The 314-nt window shown below is 58.0% G+C and carries 1 pseudogene; it reads left to right on the top strand.

Going from position 1 to position 314, the window contains the following annotated elements:
- Window positions 1–16: 16 nt before the first annotated feature.
- Window positions 17–314, top strand: a pseudogene (locus tag RWK90_RS17315) (hypothetical protein); the annotation flags it as partial.

Below are 314 nucleotides of genomic sequence, written 5' to 3'. Positions count from 1 at the left end.
GTTTGATGTTCATGATGTGACCCTGCATGCTGATGCCATTCACCGGGGAGGTGGCCAGATCATCCCCACAGCACGCCGCTGCCTGTATGCCAGTGTGCTGACCGCACAGCCCCGCCTCATGGAGCCTATCTATCTGGTGGAGATCCAGTGTCCTGAGCAAGTGGTGGGTGGCATCTACGGTGTCCTGAACAGGAAGCGTGGCCATGTGTTTGAGGAGTCCCAGGTGGCTGGTACCCCCATGTTTGTGGTCAAGGCATACCTGCCTGTCAATGAGTCCTTTGGCTTCACCGCTGATCTGCGATCCAACACCGGCG

Source organism: Dietzia sp. CH92, assembly GCF_032248695.1.
Taxonomy (GTDB): domain Bacteria; phylum Actinomycetota; class Actinomycetes; order Mycobacteriales; family Mycobacteriaceae; genus Dietzia.
The sequence above is the reverse complement of the archived record's forward strand: the minus strand, read 5'-3'. Positions and strand labels throughout refer to the sequence as shown.